The sequence below is a fragment of the Devosia sp. Leaf420 genome (assembly GCF_001425445.1).
In the GTDB taxonomy this organism is placed as follows: domain Bacteria; phylum Pseudomonadota; class Alphaproteobacteria; order Rhizobiales; family Devosiaceae; genus Devosia.
In genome coordinates, this window is the sequence record NZ_LMQU01000001.1 from 25,679 (window position 1) to 45,324 (window position 19,646).

Consider the following 19,646-nt stretch of genomic DNA (forward strand, 5'->3'; position numbering starts at 1 on the left):
CCATGTCGTGTCCTTACGCACCAAACCCGGCGTTGATTATTTTTTAGCCAGACTGCCGATTGTTTTGGCGGTTTTCGGGCAGTGAGGGTCGAGGCGAGGCAGCGACTGATCAAAAAGCAAGCATGACCAGCCATGCGTATTTTAGATTAAGTTCGGTTTTCGCATGAATTATGAATGTGTCAGGAGAAAATTTACCTAACCCAGTTACCAAATAGCCTACGTACTATTCCGTGCGTTACCCCTGGGGGATACGTTGAAAATCCGCCTTTTTAATCGCGCAGACCGCCAACTGGCGCAAAACAATAGCGCTATGCTCGATGCCATTTCGCGCGCGCTGGCCGTTATCGAATTCGATCTTAATGGCAATATTTTATACGCTAACCAGAATTTCCTGGACGTCATGGGCTATGCGCTGGACGAGATCCGCGGCAAGCACCATCGCATCTTTGTCGAACCGACCGAATCCGAAGGCGGTGATTACAAGGCTTTCTGGAAGCGCCTAGCCCAAGGCGAATTTCAGGCCGCCGAATATCGCCGCCTCGCCAAAGGCGGGCGGGATGTGTGGATCCAGGCGAGCTACAACCCGGTGATGGATGCCGAAGGCAAGCCGGTCAAGATCGTCAAGTTTGCCACAGACATCACCAGCGCCAAGCTGAGTTCGGCTGACTTCGCGGGACAGATCGCTGCCATCTCACGTTCGCAGGCCATCATCGAATTCTCGCCGCAAGGCGAAGTACTCGACGCCAATGCCAATTTCTGTTCCGCGCTCGGCTATCGTCTCGACGAGATCAAGGGCCGGCATCACCGGCTCTTCGTGCAGGAGAAAGAAGCCAGCTCTGCTTCCTACAAGCAATTCTGGGACGCGCTCGGGCGTGGCGAATATCAGGCTGCGGAATATCTGCGCATCGGCAAGGGCGGCAAGGAGGTCTGGATCCAGGCCACCTATAATCCAATCTTCGATTTGCACGGCAAAGTCTTCAAGATCGTCAAATACGCGACCGACGTGACGGACCGGAAGCGTGCGGTCAATCTTTTGGGCGAAGGGCTGGGCAAGCTGGCCGAAGGCGATCTGCGCGGCCGGATCAATACGACGTTCAAAGGCGAGCTCGACGTCGTGCGCATTGCCTATAATGACACGGTCGACCGTTTTGCCGAGATCATTTCGCGGCTCCGCCGGTCTTCGAGCATGCTGCATTCGGCAACGGGCGACATTCTCGCTGGTGCCAATGATCTTGCCGAGCGCACCTCTCGTCAGGCCTCTGCGATCCAGGAAACCAGCACGGCCATGGACCATCTTTCGGAAACCGTCGAAGAGAATGCGACCCGAGCCAATGCCGCAAGCGGCAAGGCCCGTGCAGTCTCCAAGACGGCCGAAGCCAGCGGCGCGGTCATGAGCGAAGCGAAGGACGCGATGGGGCGTATCCTGACGTCATCATCGCAGATCTCCAACATTGCCGGCATGATCGACGACATCGCCTTCCAAACCAATCTCCTGGCGCTCAACGCTTCTGTGGAAGCGGCGCGGGCGGGCGAAGCTGGCAAGGGCTTTGCCGTGGTGGCCGTGGAAGTGCGGCGCCTGGCACAATCGGCGGCAGAAGCCTCGGCTGAAGTCAAATCGCTGATCGAGCGCTCATCCACCGAAATCGCAACGGGGTCACGGCTCCTGTCTGATGCGGCAGAACGCATCGCCAGCATGCTCGGCGATGTGCGTGAGAACAGCGATCTGATGGATGCCATCGCCAGCGGCAGCAAGGCGCAATCGAGCGCCATTGCCGAAGCGGCAGCATCGGTGCGGCAGATGGACGAGATGACGCAGCATAATGCGGCGTTGGTCGAGGAAACTAATGCCGCCATCGAGCAGACAGAAGGCCAGGCCCGCGAACTCGAGGACATCGCCGAAATCTTCCTGGTCGGCGGGAGTGGCGAAGAAACGGGCCGGTCGACACAGCGTCGTGTTGCTTAAGCGCTGAGCCAAGAGTGCTTCTATTGCCGGTGACCAGGTGCAATCCTGGTTGCCGGCGATGCTTTTTTGGGTGTGTTAGCGCGTCAAGGCGTGAAAACTTGGCTAAAGGCCCCAGCATTCGGCTCGAATGGCCAATCGAGGCTTTGACTGGCCCACACACTTCATATAGATGCATCCCAACCCGGCCGACGGGGTACCCATGCGGGTGTGGCGGAATTGGTAGACGCACTGGATTTAGGTTCCAGCGCCGCAAGGCGTGGAGGTTCGAGTCCTCTCACCCGCACCATCTCGGTCCTGGCCTAACGAGATCAAACAATACGGGAATAACCCCCATGCAGGTTACTGAAACCCTCAATGAAGGCCTGAAGCGCAAGCTCAGCGTCACGATCCCGGCGGCGGATCTCAATTCTCGCCTCGACGCGAAGCTGGACGAACTCAAGGGCCAGGCCAACATCAAGGGCTTCCGTCCCGGCAAGGTGCCGACCGCGCACCTGAAGAAGGTCTATGGCCGCTCGGCCATGTCCGAAGTGATGACCGACGCGATCAATTCGACCGTGTCCGATACGCTCGACGAGCGTAAGGAACGCGCCGCAGCGCAACCCAAGGTCGATCTGCCGCAGGACCAGAACGTCATCAACGACGTGCTCGATGGCAAGTCGGACCTCGCATTCGAAGTCGAATACGAAGTGCTGCCGCCTGTTTCGCTGATGGACCTCAAGGGCCTCAAGCTGAACAAGCCGGTCGTCGAAGTCACCGAAGAAGAAATCGACGCCGAAGTGAACCGCGTGTTCGCCCAGAATCGCGGCTACACCGACAAGGGTGACGGCGCAGTCGTCGAACAGGGCGACCGTCTCGGTCTCTCCTTCGTCGGCAAGATCGATGGCGTCGAGTTCCCGGGCGGCAAGTCCGACCACGCTCACCTGACCGTTGGCTCGAACGAATTCATTCCTGGCTTCGAAGAACAGCTCGTTGGCCAGAAGAAGGACGAGACCCGCACGATCACGGTCACCTTCCCGGCCGACTATAACAATACCGAACTTGCCGGCAAGGAAGCCACGTTCGACGTCACCGTGCTGCACGTTGACGGCCCGAACCAGGGCGAGCTCGACGATGAATTCGCTAAGCGCCTTGGCCTCGATGACGTTGCGGCCCTCCGCAACACCATCAAGGAACAGATGGACTCCGCGCTCGACAGCATGAGCCGTCAGCACGTCAAGCGCCAGATTCTCGACGCGCTCGACGAAGGGCACAAGTTCGACGTTCCGGAACAGCTCGTGGAAGCCGAATTCGCCACCATCTGGCAGCGTGTTCAGCACGAAGTCGAAGGTCATGGCCGTTCGTTCGAAGACGAAGGCACGACTGAAGAAGAAGCTCGCGAGCAGTACAAGCGTATTGCCGAGCGCCGCGTTCGCCTTGGCCTCGTCGTTGCCGAAATCGGCAACCAGAACGAAGTTCAGGTGACCGACGACGAACACCAGCAGGCTCTGCTTGCTGAAATCCGTCGCTTCCCGGGCCAGGAACAGCAGGTTTACGACTACTACCGCAAGAACGCCCAGGCTCTCGCAAGCCTCCGCGCGCCGGTTTTCGAAAACAAGGTCGTCGACTACATCGCCAGCCTTGCCGACCAGACCGAAGCCAAGATGTCGCGCGACGACCTGGCCAAGCTGATCCAGGCAGACGAAAACGACGTTCCGGAAGAGCATCACCACTAAGGTTTGCTCCGTACGTATTCTGCAAGGCCGTCCCTCGGGGCGGCCTTCTTGTTTTTAACGAAGAAGTCATGAGAGGTTAATGCGTTGTTGGGGCCGGCACGGTAGGGTCGCAGCGGGACAGGGAACGAAGTGGGGTGTCGTTCACGTGCAGGATCAGATCTTGTTTTCGCTGGTCAATCCGATTGTCAGCTTTCTGTTTTCCGCGACCTTCGGAATCATCTGGTTTTACCAACGGCGCTATCTGCATCTCGTCACGCTGGCGCTCGCCTTCCTCTTCATGGGCTTTGGTTTCGTCGTCTACGAGTTCAGGCTGTTCATCGGGCCAGGCGACGTCAACATTCCCGCCAATGCATTCTACGTCGCAACGGTGACGCTGGCCTGTTCGAGCGCCTTGCAGCGACGGAATGTCGAGGTCCCTGCCCCGTTTCTCACCGCCATCATCGTTGCAGGCGCAATTCCCTTTTCCTGGTATCTCTTTATCGATCCCTCCACACCGGCGCGCATCTTCACGACGTCGGCCATGTTCATGGCCATTACGGCAACGACGTTCGTCAACCTCGTCCGGCAATCTGACCGCACTTTGGCGGACAAGCTCTTCGAAGCCGGCGTGGCGCTGGCCTTCTTCATCGCGCTGATCCGGCCAAGCCTCGTCATTCTCGGCATCCTCGATATCCAGAGCCCGACCGGGTTTGCGGGATCGGAATATTGGACCTCGATCCGCGCCTTCAGCCCGATCCTGTCCTTCGTCGTAGCGCTGCTGTTCATCGTCGGCATTGGCCTCGATACGATCAGCCATCTCAAGAGCCAGGCCGACCGCGATTTCCTCACAAACCTCCTCAACCGCCGCGGCTTCGAAACCAAGGCCAGCGAAGCGCTTAAGCGCGACTTTGCCAATTCACGACAGCCGGCGATCCTCCTTGCCGACATCGACGATTTCAAGAAGGTCAATGATAGCTTCGGCCACAAGGTGGGCGATGCGGTGATCATAGCCGTCGCGCGGGTCATGGCGCGCTATGGCGGCGCACTGCTAGCGGGACGTGTCGGCGGAGAAGAATTTGCGCTCTACTACAATGACGTCGACCGCGCGCAATTGCAGGAAGCGGCGCGGGTGATCAAGGCAGCGCTGACCGAAGTCAGTGTGCCTAGCCTGCCTAACGACTACCCCATTACGATGAGCATTGGGCTGCATATGAGCTACAGCCAGGAAGCGCTCACAGATATGATCGCCCGGGCCGACCAGGCGCTGTATCGCGCCAAGCGCGAGGGCAAGGATAAGGCCGTCATCACGGCTGTTCAGTTGCACCTCGCCGTGCGGAACGGCGTGACCGGCTAAGCTGGCCGCAGAACGGCCCGCCGCAAAGCCGGGCACCCTTCGTTTTGTCTTACTGGCTAGTCCATAGCCATTTCGGCGAAGAAGTCCTCTGGGCCTTCGACTTCTTTGAGGCGCTTGCCCACGATCTGCACAAAGCGGGTACCGACGCCGCGGATAAAGGCGCGGTCGTGGGAGACGAGCAGACAGGTGGCACCATGCTCCGCAATGTCTGCCTCGAGCTGTTCTTGCCCTGGAATGTCGAGATGGTTGGTCGGCTCGTCGAGCAGATAGAAGTTTGGCTGCTGCAAGCGTAGCGCGAGGAGGGCCAGACGAGACCGCTGTCCAAGTGACAGCGTGCGAATGGGCTTGCTCTGCCGCTCCGGCTCAAAGCCTGCGCCGGCGAGGAGGCTGATGCTGCGCCGGTCACCTTCATTGTAGCGCGAGAGGATGAAATCGAGCGGCGTCGTATTGAGGGGCAACCAGTCGAGAGCCTGATCAAGATAGCCAGGGACGATCTGCGGACTGAGCCTCAGACCATCGACGGATGTGTTTTGCAGGGCAGCAGCGACACGGTTGACTAACTGCGACTTGCCGGCGCCGTTGCGGCCCAAAAGGACGACGCGATCCCCCTGGAAGATATGCAGCTTATCGATCGAGAATAGCGGCCGACCGTCTGGCGTCGCTATCGCCATGTTTTCAAAAGCTAGCATGACACGGGCCTCTGCACCGCTATTGCCCAGCATAACCTTGCCGGTCTTCTCGCGGTGAACCGAAACGGCCTGGGTCTCGATCTTTTCCGCACGCTCGCGAAGCTGCTTGGATTTGACCGTCAGCAGATCGCTGCCGGAGTTAATGCCGATATTGGTGAGCTTGGCCGCCTGCTTGCGCAGTTGCGCAACTTCCTTAAGATCGCGTTGGCGCTGGTGCTCGGCAGATTGGTCCGCCTCATCAAGGGCAAGGCGCGCATGGCTATACGGCAGCGGAAAGTAATGTGATTGCTCGGGACGGAGGAAAAGTGTTCGATTGGTCGCTGCGTCAAGAAACTGCCGGTCGTGGCTCGCCATGATGACAATCGTCTGGCGCGGCAGGGCGGCAAGCCAGGTTTCGAGCGCAGCAATGCGGCCGAGATCAAGATGGTTGGTGGGTTCGTCGAGCAGCAAAAGGTCCGGCTCGGTGACCCAGCCCCGCGCGATAAGGCCCAGACGCTGCCAGCCGCCGCTAAGCTCGCGTAACGGCTTGCTGACCAGATCGAGTGGAAAGCCAAGGGAATCGAGGGCGACATCGGCGCGCCAGCCTTCGGACTCGCGATCTGCCGGCGGAAGCCTGGACTCGACGAAATCGCGCAGCGGCGTGTCGAGCGCGGCCTCGGGAACGTCTTGCGCCACATAGCCGATGGTGAGGCCACGGGAGCGGGAAAGTTCGCCCTCACTGAGTTCGGCCTGACCGATGATCGCTTTGAGCAGTGTGGATTTGCCGCGCCCATTTGCGGCGACGAGACCAACCCGATCGCCATCGCTGAGCGATAAGGTCAGATTGGAAAAGAGGACCTGGTTCGAGCGGAGACCGGCATTGCGGAGGCTGAGATTTGCCATTGGAGAAGTCTTTCTGGGGGCGCAGCGGCATGGCGCGCGCGAATTCCATCAATAAGGCATCCCGACCGAAGTCAGCATGCCGTGACGGGCAAACCAGAAGGATCAATGACTTTTAGATAGCGTCCGTACCGTGCTGGTCAGCCCTGCAGCTTGAGCCACAGGGCATGAACGGGGCCACGCTGGCGATGATGATAAAAAGCAGTCATGCATCCCTCCCCGGTTCGATTGGACAGATAGAGACCTAATCCAAGGTCCTTACAAAGGCAAGGCATCAAGTCAGATAGAAAACCAAGCTCGCGAGAAGCATTGCGCCAAAGCGCGGGACGCGAAACTGTGCCAGCCGGTACGCAGTACTGAAGGATCCGGCTCTCGGCAAAACGCCAGCAGAAGAACCGAAATGGGGCGCTGGATACGCACTACTGGTCCCATTTCGGGTTCGCATACGGCAACTCCATACAAAAAACCGTATGCGCCCAGAGTTAGCAGGGCGCGCTTAAGAAAGTGCTTTCAAGATGCAAACGAGGGGTAAACTCAGACACTAAACTTGGCCCGAATTTGAACGCATCACAGGAGAAAGCCCGGAAGTCCGGGCTTTCTCACGTGGCGAACAATCAGCGAAGTTGCTGGATATCCTTGATCCGATCACGGCAATAATCGAACTTGATCAGATAGGTTACGCCATCGCGGCTGGCTTTGACCTGGACGACGCCGCTGTCGGGGACGTTCAGATAAATCTTTGAATATCCACGGGCGGCGATGGCTTCGCGGATCTGGCGGTCGGTATAGCACATGGCCATCCGCGGCTTGAAATCCTCAGCCTGATCGCCGAAATGAATCCCGAAGCCAAAGCTTTGCGCCGAGACGGGCGCGACGAGCAATGCGCCCATGAGAGCCGCAGAAAGTATCAAGCGCTTGGCCATGGCAGTCACTCCTCATCTCGTGCGGATCGCATTATGCCAGAACGATGATGAACCCGAGAGAAGTTCCGTGTTCATTTTTCGTTCATGTTGACGTATACACTGAAAGCCCTTGGCTGTGGAATTAAACGCCCGCGCCAGACCCGCACGAATCCTTGGGTTAAGATAGATTTTCGACGCCCGATTCGGGCTCAGCGATGGAATGTGCATGTCAGAGCCTATCGATCTCTTTGGCGGTTCCGCAGCCCCTGAGAACACCGTCCCGACCCCTGCTCCGAACAAGACGAGCGCACCCAAGGCGTCGCCTGTGGGTGGGGACAGTTATGGCGCGTCCGATATCGAGGTGCTCGAAGGGCTTGAGCCAGTTCGCCGCCGCCCAGGTATGTATATCGGCGGCACCGACGCCAATGCTTATCACCACCTCTTTGCCGAGGTGATTGACAACTCGATGGACGAGGCCATTGCGGGCCACGCGACGCGGATTGAGGTGCATCTCGGGGCCGACGGGTATTTGACCGTTGGCGACAATGGGCGCGGCATTCCGGTCGAGAAGCATCCGAAATTTCCGGGGCGCTCGACGCTCGAGATCGTCCACACGATTTTGCACGCTGGCGGCAAGTTCGACTCGAAGGCCTATGAAACTTCGGGCGGATTGCACGGCGTTGGCGTTTCGGTGGTCAATGCGCTTTCCGACGACATGATCGTCGAGGTGGCTCGTGACCAGCAGCTTCATCGCATCATCTTTTCGCGCGGCAAGGTCGTCGAAGACGTCGTCAATGTCGGCCGGGTACAAAACCGTCGCGGTACGGTGACGCGTTTCCATCCTGATCCCGAGATCTTTGGAGCTGCAGCGCATTTCTCGCCGGGCCGGATTTTCAGGATGACCCGAGCCAAGGCTTATCTCTTCGGTGGCGTCGAACTACGCTGGAGTTGTGACGAGAGCCTTGCCAGCGACGAGGTTCCGGCGAAAGCGGTGTTCCACTATCCCGACGGCTTGAAGGATTTCATGACCGCGCGGATCGAGGGCGAAACGCGCATCGTCGACGATATTTTTGCAGGCAAGACCGGTCGCCCCGGTAGCCATGGATCGGTGGAATGGGCCATTGCCTGGACAATCGAGGATGGCAGCACCTCGTCTTATTGCAACACGGTACCGACACCTGATGGCGGCACGCACGAGGCCGGGCTGCGGCTCGTTCTGCTGCGAGGGCTCAAGAACTATGCGGAGCTGACCAAAAACAAGGCGGCGGCGGCTTTGACGGCAGAAGACGTGCTCGGGCATTGCAATGCCATGCTGTCAGTCTTCGTGCGCGAGCCCGAATTCGTTGGGCAGACCAAGGACAAGCTGGCGTCGCAGGAAGCCACGCGCATCGTTGAAAACGCGCTGCGCGACGCGTTCGACCACTGGCTTGGTTCATCACCGCAGCAGGCGGGCAAGCTTCTCGATTGGGCCATCGAGCGTGCCGAAGAGCGTCTGCGCCGGCGCAAGGAAAAAGAGATCGACCGGGCGAGCGCCACGCGCAAGCTTCGGCTTCCCGGCAAGCTTGCCGACTGTACGCAGAACGCCGCGCAGGGCGCAGAGCTGTTCATCGTCGAAGGCGACTCGGCTGGTGGCTCGGCCAAGCAAGCGCGCAGCCGCGCCAATCAGGCTGTGTTGCCGCTCCGCGGCAAGATTCTCAACGTGGCTGGCGCGAGCCGGGAAAAGATGGCCGCGAGCCAATTGATTTCGGACCTGATCCAGGCGCTCGGCTGCGGTACGCGCGATCGCTATACCGAGGATGATCTGCGCTATGACAAGATCATCATAATGACCGACGCCGACGTCGATGGCGCCCATATCGCTTCGCTGCTTATCACCTTCTTCTTCCAGGAAATGCCGCGGCTGATCGAGAACGGGCACCTCTACCTCGCCCTGCCCCCACTCTATCGGATCAGCCAGGGCGGCAAGACGCTCTATGCGCGCGACGACGCACATCGGGCCGAGTTGATGGCAACCGAATTTACCGGCAAGAGTAAGGTGGAAACGACCCGCTTCAAGGGCCTTGGCGAGATGCCGTTTGCGCATCTTCGCGAAACGACTATGTCGCCGAAGACCCGGACATTGCTGCAGGTGAAGGTGCTGGATGACCATGTTGCTACCAAGACGACGGTAGATCGTCTGATGGGGACCAAGCCGGAAGCGCGGTTTGAATTTATTCAGGAAAATGCGGCTTTTGTGACGGATCTGGACGTTTAGGGCCGGTCTCACCGACGGCGCATTGCTTCCCTGCGGTCGTCATTGCCCGGCTTGTCCGGGCAATCCAGTTTGCCGATGTGTGGACCACCGGGACAAGCCCGGTGGTGACTGTGGGGGATGTGTCGTTGTCCCACCATGGGGGAGTATCGACGACCCAAGGCGGTTACCGGTTCAGGATTTTTCCGGTCAGCACATCGATCTGCATGCCATCGAACGCCGGGGTGATGTGTCCGGGCGTCGCAGCTTCGGTCTCGGCGTAGTCGAGATCTATGTGCATGTCGGTAAGGACAGCTTGTTGGGGCTGGAATTTCTCAATTAAATCAAGAGTTTCCGGCAGGCTCAGGTGACTTGGATGGGGTGTCGGGCGCAGGGCGTCGACGATCCAGAGGTCGAGATTGGCGATAGCGGCGTCGGACTGTGCGGGGATGCCTGAGAGATCGCAGCTATAGGCGACATTGGCGATGCGGAAGCCGAGGGAATCGATGTCGCCGTGGTTCTGGAGGAAGACCGTGACGTCGATGGTGCCGCCTGGGCCAGTGACGCTAAGTGCTTGGCTGGGCTCAACGGTGTGCGCGTTGAGGATCGGCGGGTAACTGCTTCCCGGGGGCGTGATGAAGCAATAGCCGAAGGCTTCGAAGAGGCGTTCGCGGCATTCAGCGCTGAAGTAGACGTCTACGCGGCGGCGGTTGTGAAGGGCGAGGACGCGGAGGTCGTCGATGCCGTGGGTGTGGTCGGCGTGCTCATGGGTGTAGAGCACGGCGTCGACACGATCGACCCTGGCATCAAGGAGTTGTTCGCGGAGATCGACTCCAGTGTCGATCAGGATTCGTGTAGGTTCTTCAATGCCTTGCGTCCACCCTTCGATGAGAAGAGAGCAACGGCGGCGGCGGTTGCGGGGGTTGCTCGGATCGCAAACTCCCCAATCATTGCCGATGCGCGGCACGCCGCCGGAGGAACCGCAGCCTAAAATGGTCGCGATGATCCGGTCGGGTGCGGGCATTATTTTATGCCGGACTTTGAGAAGAGACGGCCGAAGTTTGCAGTGGTCTCGGCTCCGAGTTGTTCAAGCGAAATGCCGCGGAGTTCGGCAACTTTTTCGGCCGTGTGGCGGACAAAGCTCGGCTCATTCGATTGGCCACGATGGGGAATCGGGGCGAGGTAAGGCGAGTCAGTTTCGACGATGTAGCGGTCCCCGGGGACAAGTTTCGCAACATCTTGAATTTCCTGGGCATTCTTGAAGGTAACGATGCCGGAGAAAGAAATGTAGCCACCAAGTGCGAGAGACCGCTCTGCGAGATCGCGGCCGGCGGTGAAGCAGTGGAGGACGAAGGGGAAGACCCCTGCCCGGCTCTCTTCTTCGAGGATATTCGCCATGTCCTCGTCCGCGGCGCGGCTGTGGATAACCAGTGGAAGACCGGTGATGCGAGCGGCGGCGATGTGGCGGCGGAGGCCGGTGGCCTGGGCCTCGCGCGGGGCGTTGTCATAGAAGTAGTCGAGGCCCGCTTCACCGATAGCAATGCAACGGGGATGGGCACTTAGCCGGACAAGATCATCCGTTTTGATATGGAGTTCCTTGTCCGCGTTGTGCGGATGCGTGCCGACCGAGAACCAGACGTTCGGGAAACGTTCTGCGATGGCGGCATAGGTGGAAAAGTTATCCACCAGTGTGGATATCGTCACCATTCCGGTAACACCGACGGCGGCAGCGCGAGCCATTACGCCGTCGATGTCAGCAGAGAGCGCCTCGAAGTCGAGATGGCAATGGCTGTCGATGAGCATGCTTATTCGGCCGGTTTTTCGAGGCGCGCGAAGACGCCTTGCGGTACTGGCAGGTCAGTGTTTGGTACCATTCCGTTAACATTGAGCGCGGCCGAGAGTGTTCTCTGATCCTCAGGCACCGCCAATTGGTCCAGAAGGCGCGCGGCCGAGGCAGGAACGAAAGCCAACATCGGAATGGCGATACGTCGAACGGTGTCGGCAGTGACGTAGAGCACGGTCGCCATGCGAGCCGGATCGGTCTTTTTCAGCGCCCAGGGTTCCTGGCCGGCAAAATAATTGTTGGCCGACGAGAGGGCCGCGACGAGTGAGCCGGTGGCTTCGTGGACGAGTTGTGCGTCCATGGCCTTTTGGGCAGCGTCGAGCGCTTCGGTGACCTCGGCAATGATGGCATTGTCCGCGTCGGTCAAAGTGCCGAGTGTTGGCACTTTGGCGTCGCAGTTCTTGTTGATCATCGAAAGCGAGCGCTGCGCGAGATTGCCGAGATTATTGGCAAGATCGGCATTGACGCGATTGACCAGCTTCTCGTTTGAATAGTCGCCGTCGTTGCCGAAGGAAACTTCGCGGAGGAAGAAGTAGCGGACGGCGTCGGGGCCGAAGGTTTCGACGAGTTGAAACGGGTCGATGACATTGCCGAGCGACTTGCTCATTTTCTGGCCATCGACGGTCAAGAAGCCATGGGCGAAGACGCGGTGCTGAACCGGCAGGCCAGCGCTCATCAGGAAAGCGGGCCAATAGACGGTGTGGAAGCGGATGATGTCCTTACCCACGACATGGAGATCGGCGGGCCAGAATTTCTTGAAGAGTTCGCTCTGCTCGTCGGGGTAGCCGACGCCGGTAATGTAATTGGTCAGGGCATCGACCCAGACATACATGACGTGGCCTTCGCCGCCTGGAACGGGCACGCCCCAATCGAAGGTGGTGCGGGAGACCGAGAGGTCTTGGAGGCCGCCTTTGACGAAGGAGATGATCTCATTGCGACGCTCTTTGGGCGCGATGAAATCGGGGTTGGCTTCGTAGAGCGCGAGAAGCTTTTCCTGATAGGCGGAAAGGCGGAAGAAATAGGTCGGCTCTTCGACCCATTCGACTTCGGCGCCGGAGGGGGCAAAGCGCCTGCCGTCCTTTTCCGTCAGCTCGGCTTCGTCGAAATAGGCCTCGTCGCGTACCGAATACCAGCCCTTATAGGTGGATTGGAAAATGTCGCCGTTCTGGCTCGCTTCCATCTTCTTCCAGATGGCTTGCGAGGCGTCATAGTGGCGCTGTTCGGTGGTACGGATAAAATCGTCGTTTGAAAGGTTCAGTTCGGCGGCGAGCTTGCGGAACTCGGCCGAATTGCGATCAGCCAGTTCGCGCGCGGTGATGCCTTCCTTGGCCGCGGTCTGCACCATCTTGATGCCGTGCTCGTCCGTCCCGGTGAGGAAGTAAACTTCCCGGCCTTCGAGCCGCTTCCAGCGGGCGATGGCGTCGGTGGCGATCATCTCATAGGCGTGCCCGATATGCGGCGCGCCATTGGGATAGGAGATCGCGGTTGTGACATAAAAGGGCTTGGCGGTCATTATGGCTCGGCGGGAATTGCAGTCGTGTTGAGGTGCTTCCTGATGGCATCGAAGAGCACGGACAGTGTCTGCTTCATGTCGAGATTGACGCTGTCGGCTTCGCTCAGGAGCGCGTTTGCCTTGTCCCATAGGTCCGTGGCGGAGGCAAGCCGCAACCGCGAACCGGGGCCGAAAGCGGCGTTCCGGGCTTCGTCGGCCAGCCAATCGAGAAGGATCTCGCGGGCAAAGGACATGTCCGGCCCCTGCGGATCGGCGCCGAGCGCATCGGCCAAGGCGATCGAGACGCCAGCGGGGTGGCTCAGGGGGGATTGGAGCCAGGCGATGAGGGTACCGACGGAGGAATCCGGCGAAAGCGCCAGGGTTTCAAAGGCGCGACGGGGCCGACCGCCGGCGAGGCGTAGGGCGCGATCGAGGGTTTCGCCGTGGATATCGGGCAGGCTGCCGGTGACGACGGTGGCCACCTGCTCATCGGGCAGCGGGCGCAGCGCGATATTGTGGCAGCGGGATTTGATGGTCGGGAGAAGCTGGCCTGGGCGGTGCGACACGAGGAGGAAGGTCGTGTCGGCGGGTGGCTCTTCGAGGGTTTTGAGGAGCGCATTGGCTGCGGACGGATTGCAATCGTCGATGGAGTCGAGAATGGCGATGCGATGACCGAGGCGACCGCGCGTGTGGTGCAAGGCATCACGGAGTTCGCGGACGTCTTCGACGCGGATGATGGTGTAAAAGCCCTTGGCGTCCTTGGGACGACGACGGAGGACGAAGAGGTTTGGGTGGGACAGCGCCGTGACCTGTTCGGTCACGCGCGCGGCGCTTTCATCGCCGGTCGCCGTCAGGATGGCCGCGGCGAGTTCGAAGGCGAAGGTGGCCTTGCCAATGCCTTGCGGGCCATGCAGCATGATCGCTCCGGGTAAGCGGCGTTCAGCGACCTGCTGCAGGATCGCGGCGCGGGCGACGTCGTGGCCGATGGCCTGATGGCGCTCTTCGGGGAGCGGCAGGCCGGCAAGGGCGGCAGGATCGGTCAAGCCTCGATCCCGGCATGCAATTCCGGAAAGCGCGACTGCACGACTTTCCAGATTTCCTTTTCGAGATTTTCCTCGCCCTGATCGGCGGAGAGAACCACGCAGCGATCGGTGTTGTTGCGGGCGATATCGAGGAAGCCATCGCGGAGGCGACGGTGCCAATCGAGCTCTTCCTTTTCGAAGCGGTCGCCGGTCAGGGCGAGGCCGTCTTCGATGGCGCGTTGGGCGACGCGCTTGAAAGCTAGTTCGGGATCCATGTCGAGGACAAGCGTGAGATCGGGCGTGTGACCATCGAGGGCCAGGCTTTCAAGCGCGTCGATCAGCTTGGGATCAACGCCGCCGGTGAGGCCCTGATAGGCGCGGGTGGAATCGGCGAAGCGATCGGAAATGACCCACGTGCCCTTGGCGAGATTGGGCGCGATCAACTGATGGACGTGGTCGAGACGAGCGGCAGCGAAAAGTACAGCTTCACCACCGGCGCCCCAGCTCTCGCTGCGGCCCTGGAGGATATAGGAGCGGATCGCTTCGGCTTTCGGCGTGCCGCCGGGTTCACGCGTCCGCACGGCCTCGACCGAGGCGGATGCCAGATTGCTGACCAGCCGCTTGACCTGGGTCGATTTGCCAACCCCTTCCCCACCTTCAAAGGTGATGAAGCGTGCCGGCCTGCGATTTGGCGCTTCGAGCATGGGCTGGGTGATTCCTTGGTCGGATATCTTTTAGGTCAATGCGGGATGGGGGGAAAGGTTTTGGGACTTGGTTGAAATCCCGACCCCACCTAGCCTCCCCCTGGGAGGGGGAGGAATCGGTCGGTGGCTTACGGACAGCGAGACAAACTCGGTAAGTCCCTCCCCCTATCAGGGGGAGGTTAGGTGGGGGCGAACGGCTACCTGCCTGCGGCCGGCTCAAAGCCAACCCAGCGCCAACTGCTTGAGCGCATCGGTGGCGCGGCGAACCAAGTCGCCCTGGGGGACGTCTTCGGCCGCGAAGAGCGGGGCGCTTTGAACGAGTTCCTTGTTGCAGAACACTTGGAGTTCGGCGACCTGCTGGCCCGCGGCGACGGGGGGCATGAGGGGACCGGTATATTTGACCTCGGCGGAGAGGCAATCGCGGGAGCCGCGGGGCAGATAGAGAGCGATTTCGCCCTTGCCGACGAGGCCGACGCTGCCGGTTTCGCCACCATAGACATCGGCATAGGCGACGACGCTGCCATCGGGATAGGCGGCGAAGCGCTCGAATGCGCGGGTGCCCCAGGTGAGAAGCTTGCGGCCTTCTTCAGCGCGTTCGCGCATGGAGCCAAGTCCGTGGACGACGGCGACAAGGCGGCGATCGCCCTGGGCTGTCGAGATGACGGCACCATAGCCGGCAGCTTCGGTGTGGCCGGTCTTGAGACCATCAACGCCGATGCCGACTTCGATCAGCGAATTGCGGTTCGCCTGCTTGATGCCATTCCACTCCATCTCGGGTTCGGAGAAGTAATGGTAGAATTCAGGGAATTCGCGAATGAGATAGCGCCCGAGATTGGCGAGATCGCGGGCCGTCGAATATTCCTCCGGGTCCGGCAAGCCGGTAGCATTGGTGAAATGTGAGCCTTCGAGGCCGATCTGGCGGGCCAGTTCATTCATCATGCCGGCAAAGGTGCCCTCGGTGCCAGCAATGCCTTCGGCGAGGGCGATCGCGGCGTCATTACCCGACTGGATGATCACCGAGCGAATGAGATCTTCGACCGGAATCTGGGAATTGAGATCGGCGAACATGGTGGAGCCGCCGGAGGATGCGCCACCCGTGCGCCAGGCATTTTCGGAAATGAAGAAGGGATCGCTGAGCTTGATGCGGCCGGAGCGAAGCTCGTTGAAGACCACGGCCAGGGTCATGAGCTTGGTCATGCTGGCCGGCTCGAGCCGGGCGTCCGCATCCTTTTGGAAGATCACGGTGCCGGACTCGTAATCCATCAGCACGGCAAAGCGGGCATTGGTCTCAAAGCTTGTTTGACCGAGCGCCGGGAAGACGCCAATTACAGCGATCAGCAGGGCAAGAAGCAGTCTCACGGGCGATACCTTGCGTTGCGGCCGTATCGCCGGACAGAGGCGTTGGACCGACTTTGATTTAATAGAGAATTATATCGCCGAGTCCAAGTTCTCGCGCCAAGTTGAGCGCATCTTCCTTGGTGGCGCCGGGCTTGAGATAGCTCAGGGTTAGGCGCGTGGCGGGATGGCCATTGACCAGCACCTGCTCTTCATCGACCGCACCGATGACGGCGAAGCGTTCGGAGAGAGCTATGGCATTGTTCTGATTGCTGAAAACGCCTAGGCCCATGCGGAAGTGACGCTGGTTGGCGTCGACGCTATTGGCCCACTCCTGCAGCGCCGATGGCTCGGTCGCCATGGCGTTCACGGCGGCGAAGGCGGAGCTGATATTGCCGTCTACCGCTTGCGGCGTTGAATCCGAATAGGAGAACAAGCCATTGAAAAAATTGGATGTTATGCCGACGAGGCTACGGTCGCTGCCGGCACTGGCAACGCGAACATTACCGGTGTCGTAATTGGCGGGGCCGGTATAGGAGGCGACCAGCATGCGGGTGTCGTCGCCTTCGAGTGGCGCCGGGCCGACATATTGGACATCGACGCTGGTCGAGCCATTGTTGACATAGCCGAGCATGGCGGCGGCTCTGTGGGATAGATCGACGATGCGGCCGGGCATGTAGGGACCGCGATCGTTGATGCGGACGACCAGCGAGCGGCCATTATCCTTATTGGTGACGCGCACATAGGACGGCAGCGGCAGCGTCGGATGCGCGCCGGTGATGGCATTGGCGGAGAAAATTTCGCCATTTGCCGTGCGGCGCCCGTGGAAATCGGAGCCATACCAGGAGGCGGTGCCAGTGGCCTGATAGGACGGATCTTCCTGCGGCACATAGGTTTTTCCGCGGACGGTATAGGGTTTGCCGACCTGATAGCGGCCACCGCCGCGCGGCGGATTCGGATTGTTGGTCACGCGGGGCGAAACGGCGACGCCATATTCGCTGGAGGTGAAGGCGCCGCGCTTGACTGTCGCACCGAGGCCCATGCCACCCATACAGGCAGCGAGCGAAGGGGCGAGCAAAGCACAAAGGGCGATGCCGCGGATAAGGTGGCGCCAAGTGGTCGTCACGGTACTCTTTACTCAACACGCTTGGATCAGGGCGCACGCGATAAACAGCGTACGGACAATTTTCCCTAATTTGTCATTCGGCTGGTTGAGGAGAGGTTAAGGGTGACAATTCGTTAGCTTTGAGCGCGGGTAATGTCGGACTTGGTTACTCAAATGATAATTTTGGGTTTTCCAGCCGACGCGCTCAATCCGGCTGGGGCTCTTTCCAATTCGTGCACTCGGCCCACTCGCGCGCGCCATCGTGGATGATGTCGAAGACGGGGTCCTTGATGTCGTAATAGGCGTCCTGATCTTCGGGGAAGAAGCAGGCGAGGCGTTGCTTGATCAGTTCATAGGCGCCGGTCGTGACCGGGTGGGCGCGAAGGTAGTCGCGCATAAGGAGCGGGAACTGCTGATTGAAGGCACCGCGCTGGCGGATGTGGATATGGGCGCGCCTCGGCGTGGTGGCGACAAAAAGGAGCTTGGCAAGATCGTGGGGGGCGAGGTCCATACCGGGAGGGCAATGGTCGGACGTGTGTTCGCTTTGGCGGTGGCCGGTGGCGAGGAAACCGGCGGGGTCCACTTGGGTGAGATCGTCGACGGTAATCTGGATATCGATGATGTCCTTGGCGGCGAGGCCGGGGACGGCGGTTGAGCCGATATGGTGGGCGTAGGCGCCGGGTGGGCAGAGGGTGAGGAGCTCGGGTTTAAGGCGCTGGAAGTTGCGTGCCCAGGATTTTTGCGCCGGGATGATGATGATTTGCATGTGGCCCTCCTCGTCGGATTATGCAGCACGGGAAGAAGGGAGGGGAAGGCCCCCTCACCCGGATTGCGGTGCAATCCGACCTCTCCCCCGAGGGAGAGGTGCGCTGCGCGCTTAGGCCGGGAACGGCACGAGGGGGGTGCCGGCGCGGAGGTAGAGGGGGTGTTTGGGGGAGCCGTCGGCATTGGTGCCGAAGCACCAGAGGGTTATGCCGTCGGCGCGGAGGGTGGCAACAAGTTCGCGGCCGGCGGGGGAGAGGGCTTTGTTGAGTTTGCCGTGGCAGAGGACGACGCGCCCTGCCCCGTTGGCGGCCTGGCGGATTGCGGGGAGATTGGCGGGCGAGACGGCAATGGTGCCGGGGGCCAGAAGCGATTTTGGGTCGGTGGCGCGGTAGTCGCCGACATTGCATTTGACCATGGCGGAGAAACCTTCGCGGCGGGCGAAGGTCCATTCTCTCGCGCAGGTGGGGTCGTCCACCGTGGCATCGGCGGTGGAGGGATTCATGCCGATGAAGAGGATGTAGTTTTCCGGAAACGTTTCGCCGAGCCAGCGGCGCATGAGCTGGCGGTAGCGGCCGTCGGGGCTCATGACCGCATCGCCAGAAACCCCGGCGCCGAGGCGCAGGCGGACCTTGCCGCCGGGATCATGGGCAGCTTCCCCGCCGAGGTCTAGGCTCGTCTGGCTCATGCGGTCAGGTCGCTCGGGGGGACGAGGCCGTTGATGAGCGAAGCGGTCGTGATGGTGTTGGCGAGGAGGCAGGCGATGGTCATGGGGCCGACGCCGCCGGGAACGGGCGTGATGGCACCAGCGACTTCGACAGCAGAGGCGAAATGGACGTCGCCGACGAGCTTGGTCTTGCCCTCGCCCTTTTCGGGGGCGGGAACCCGATTGATGCCGACGTCGATGACGACGGCGCCGGGTTTCAGCCAATCGCCTTTGACCATTTCAGGACGGCCGACGGCGGCGACGACGATATCGGCCTGACGGACAACATCCGCGAGGTTTTGCGTCTTTGAATGGGCGACGGTGACGGTGCAGTTGTCGCGGAGGAGCAGCTGCATCATCGGTTTGCCGACGAGATTGGAGCGGCCGATGATGACAGCGTTCTTGCCCTCGAGCTTACCGAGGTAATCACGCAGCAGCATGAGCGAGCCAAGCGGGGTGCAGGAGACGGGACCGGGAAGACCGATCTGGACCTTGCCGACATTGGCGGGGGTGAAGCTATCGACGTCCTTCATGGGGTCGATGGCTTCGATGACTTTGTTGGGGTCGATGTGCTTTGGCACGGGGAGCTGGACGAGGATGCCGTGGACGGCCGGGTCTGCGTTGAGCTGATGGACGAGCGCAAGAAGGTCCGCTTCGGAGACGTCTTCGGGCAATTCGTGCTTATAGGAATTCATCCCGACTTCGGCGGTCTGTTTGGCCTTGTTGGACACATAGACCTGGCTCGCCGGATCGTGGCCGACGATGACCACCGCGAGGCCGGGCGTGATGCCGTGGTCGGATTTGAGGCGCTGGACGTGGCCCGCGATACGACCGCGCAGATTCTCGGCAAAGAGTTTTCCGTCGATGATTTTTGCGGTCATGCTGGCCTCGTTTTCTTGGGGATTTGGAGGCGCGGGAAGACGCTCCCGCGTTTGCGCTTGGACATAAGGGATGGTGGGGCATCCGTCC

General features: G+C 60.4%; 16 protein-coding genes and 1 tRNA gene. 5 read left to right on the forward strand and 12 right to left on the reverse strand.

The annotated features are described in order from the left end of the window. Window positions 1–253 precede the first annotated feature (253 nt). From ASG47_RS00135 to ASG47_RS00150, 4 genes are all read left to right on the forward strand, one after another. Entirely contained in the window at window positions 254–1,963 is a 1,710-nt protein-coding gene (locus ASG47_RS00135; protein WP_244487008.1) for a methyl-accepting chemotaxis protein, read from the forward strand. 201 nt (window positions 1,964–2,164) lie between these two features. Then, window positions 2,165–2,249: transfer RNA gene (locus ASG47_RS00140), tRNA-Leu, on the forward strand. A gap of 46 nt (window positions 2,250–2,295) precedes the next feature. Continuing rightward, window positions 2,296–3,675 carry a trigger factor gene (tig, locus tag ASG47_RS00145; protein ID WP_061906731.1) on the forward strand — a complete coding sequence of 460 codons (1,380 nt, stop codon included), beginning with the start codon at window positions 2,296–2,298 and terminating at the stop codon, window positions 3,673–3,675. Window positions 3,676–3,820: 145 nt separating this feature from the next. Then, window positions 3,821–5,008: a GGDEF domain-containing protein gene (locus tag ASG47_RS00150; protein ID WP_061906732.1), complete on the forward strand. Its 1,188-nt coding sequence runs from the start codon at window positions 3,821–3,823 to the stop codon at window positions 5,006–5,008. A gap of 56 nt (window positions 5,009–5,064) precedes the next feature. Here the strand turns inward: ASG47_RS00150 and ASG47_RS00155 are convergent, their stop codons facing one another. Together ASG47_RS00155 and ASG47_RS00160 are read right to left on the reverse strand one after the other, a co-directional pair. Then, a complete protein-coding gene (locus tag ASG47_RS00155; RefSeq protein ID WP_061906733.1) occupies window positions 5,065–6,579 on the reverse strand; it encodes an ABC-F family ATP-binding cassette domain-containing protein in 1,515 nt (504 codons plus the stop codon). Window positions 6,580–7,190: 611 nt separating this feature from the next. Further along, window positions 7,191–7,499 (reverse strand): hypothetical protein, encoded by a 309-nt coding sequence (locus ASG47_RS00160; protein ID WP_061906734.1) that lies wholly within the window; start codon window positions 7,497–7,499, stop codon window positions 7,191–7,193. A gap of 205 nt (window positions 7,500–7,704) precedes the next feature. Here ASG47_RS00160 and parE point away from each other — a divergent pair, with 205 nt between their 5' ends. Beyond that, complete coding sequence (gene parE, locus ASG47_RS00165; protein WP_061907246.1) at window positions 7,705–9,732, forward strand: DNA topoisomerase IV subunit B; 2,028 nt, start codon at window positions 7,705–7,707, stop codon at window positions 9,730–9,732. Window positions 9,733–9,895: 163 nt separating this feature from the next. Here the strand turns inward: parE and ASG47_RS00170 are convergent, their stop codons facing one another. The 10 genes from ASG47_RS00170 to folD form a co-directional block, all read right to left on the reverse strand. Beyond that, window positions 9,896–10,732 (reverse strand): MBL fold metallo-hydrolase, encoded by an 837-nt coding sequence (locus tag ASG47_RS00170; protein WP_061906735.1) that lies wholly within the window; start codon window positions 10,730–10,732, stop codon window positions 9,896–9,898. Further along, window positions 10,732–11,511: a TatD family hydrolase gene (locus ASG47_RS00175; RefSeq protein ID WP_061906736.1), complete on the reverse strand. Its 780-nt coding sequence runs from the start codon at window positions 11,509–11,511 to the stop codon at window positions 10,732–10,734. Before ASG47_RS00175 ends, ASG47_RS00170 begins: the two co-directional genes overlap by 1 nt. Before the next feature lie 2 nt (window positions 11,512–11,513). Further along, the gene (gene metG, locus ASG47_RS00180; RefSeq protein ID WP_061906737.1) at window positions 11,514–13,064 is read right to left on the reverse strand and encodes a methionine--tRNA ligase; all 1,551 of its coding nucleotides are present in this window, start codon (window positions 13,062–13,064) and stop codon (window positions 11,514–11,516) included. After that, window positions 13,064–14,086: an AAA family ATPase gene (locus tag ASG47_RS00185; RefSeq protein WP_061906738.1), complete on the reverse strand. Its 1,023-nt coding sequence runs from the start codon at window positions 14,084–14,086 to the stop codon at window positions 13,064–13,066. The genes metG and ASG47_RS00185 overlap by 1 nt, the downstream gene beginning before the upstream one ends. After that, window positions 14,083–14,769 carry a dTMP kinase gene (tmk, locus tag ASG47_RS00190; RefSeq protein WP_061906739.1) on the reverse strand — a complete coding sequence of 229 codons (687 nt, stop codon included), beginning with the start codon at window positions 14,767–14,769 and terminating at the stop codon, window positions 14,083–14,085. Before tmk ends, ASG47_RS00185 begins: the two co-directional genes overlap by 4 nt. 216 nt (window positions 14,770–14,985) lie before the next feature. Continuing rightward, window positions 14,986–16,128: a D-alanyl-D-alanine carboxypeptidase family protein gene (locus ASG47_RS00195; RefSeq protein ID WP_244487009.1), complete on the reverse strand. Its 1,143-nt coding sequence runs from the start codon at window positions 16,126–16,128 to the stop codon at window positions 14,986–14,988. A gap of 58 nt (window positions 16,129–16,186) precedes the next feature. Beyond that, window positions 16,187–17,230, reverse strand: coding sequence for a septal ring lytic transglycosylase RlpA family protein (locus ASG47_RS21170; RefSeq protein WP_061906740.1), 1,044 nt, complete (start codon window positions 17,228–17,230; stop codon window positions 16,187–16,189). A gap of 184 nt (window positions 17,231–17,414) precedes the next feature. After that, window positions 17,415–17,975 (reverse strand): GrpB family protein, encoded by a 561-nt coding sequence (locus tag ASG47_RS00205; protein ID WP_061906741.1) that lies wholly within the window; start codon window positions 17,973–17,975, stop codon window positions 17,415–17,417. Window positions 17,976–18,086: 111 nt separating this feature from the next. Next, entirely contained in the window at window positions 18,087–18,659 is a 573-nt protein-coding gene (locus ASG47_RS00210) for a DUF1643 domain-containing protein (protein ID WP_061906742.1), read from the reverse strand. Continuing rightward, a complete protein-coding gene (gene folD, locus ASG47_RS00215) occupies window positions 18,656–19,558 on the reverse strand; it encodes a bifunctional methylenetetrahydrofolate dehydrogenase/methenyltetrahydrofolate cyclohydrolase FolD (protein WP_061906743.1) in 903 nt (300 codons plus the stop codon). The genes ASG47_RS00210 and folD overlap by 4 nt, the downstream gene beginning before the upstream one ends. Between the last annotated feature and the right edge of the window lie 88 nt (window positions 19,559–19,646).

Excerpts from the sequence above, each read along its gene's own strand:
- tig (WP_061906731.1), top strand. The coding sequence starts at position 2,296 with ATGCAGGTTACTGAAACCCTCAATGAAGGCCTGAAGCGCAAGCTCAGC.
- ASG47_RS00155 (WP_061906733.1), bottom strand. The coding sequence starts at position 6,579 with ATGGCAAATCTCAGCCTCCGCAATGCCGGTCTCCGCTCGAACCAGGTC.
- ASG47_RS00160 (WP_061906734.1), bottom strand. The coding sequence starts at position 7,499 with ATGGCCAAGCGCTTGATACTTTCTGCGGCTCTCATGGGCGCATTGCTC.
- parE (WP_061907246.1), top strand. The coding sequence starts at position 7,705 with ATGTCAGAGCCTATCGATCTCTTTGGCGGTTCCGCAGCCCCTGAGAAC.
- ASG47_RS00170 (WP_061906735.1), bottom strand. The coding sequence starts at position 10,732 with ATGCCCGCACCCGACCGGATCATCGCGACCATTTTAGGCTGCGGTTCC.
- ASG47_RS00175 (WP_061906736.1), bottom strand. The coding sequence starts at position 11,511 with ATGCTCATCGACAGCCATTGCCATCTCGACTTCGAGGCGCTCTCTGCT.
- metG (WP_061906737.1), bottom strand. The coding sequence starts at position 13,064 with ATGACCGCCAAGCCCTTTTATGTCACAACCGCGATCTCCTATCCCAAT.
- tmk (WP_061906739.1), bottom strand. The coding sequence starts at position 14,769 with ATGCTCGAAGCGCCAAATCGCAGGCCGGCACGCTTCATCACCTTTGAA.
- ASG47_RS00205 (WP_061906741.1), bottom strand. The coding sequence starts at position 17,975 with ATGCAAATCATCATCATCCCGGCGCAAAAATCCTGGGCACGCAACTTC.
- ASG47_RS00210 (WP_061906742.1), bottom strand. The coding sequence starts at position 18,659 with ATGAGCCAGACGAGCCTAGACCTCGGCGGGGAAGCTGCCCATGATCCC.
- folD (WP_061906743.1), bottom strand. The coding sequence starts at position 19,558 with ATGACCGCAAAAATCATCGACGGAAAACTCTTTGCCGAGAATCTGCGC.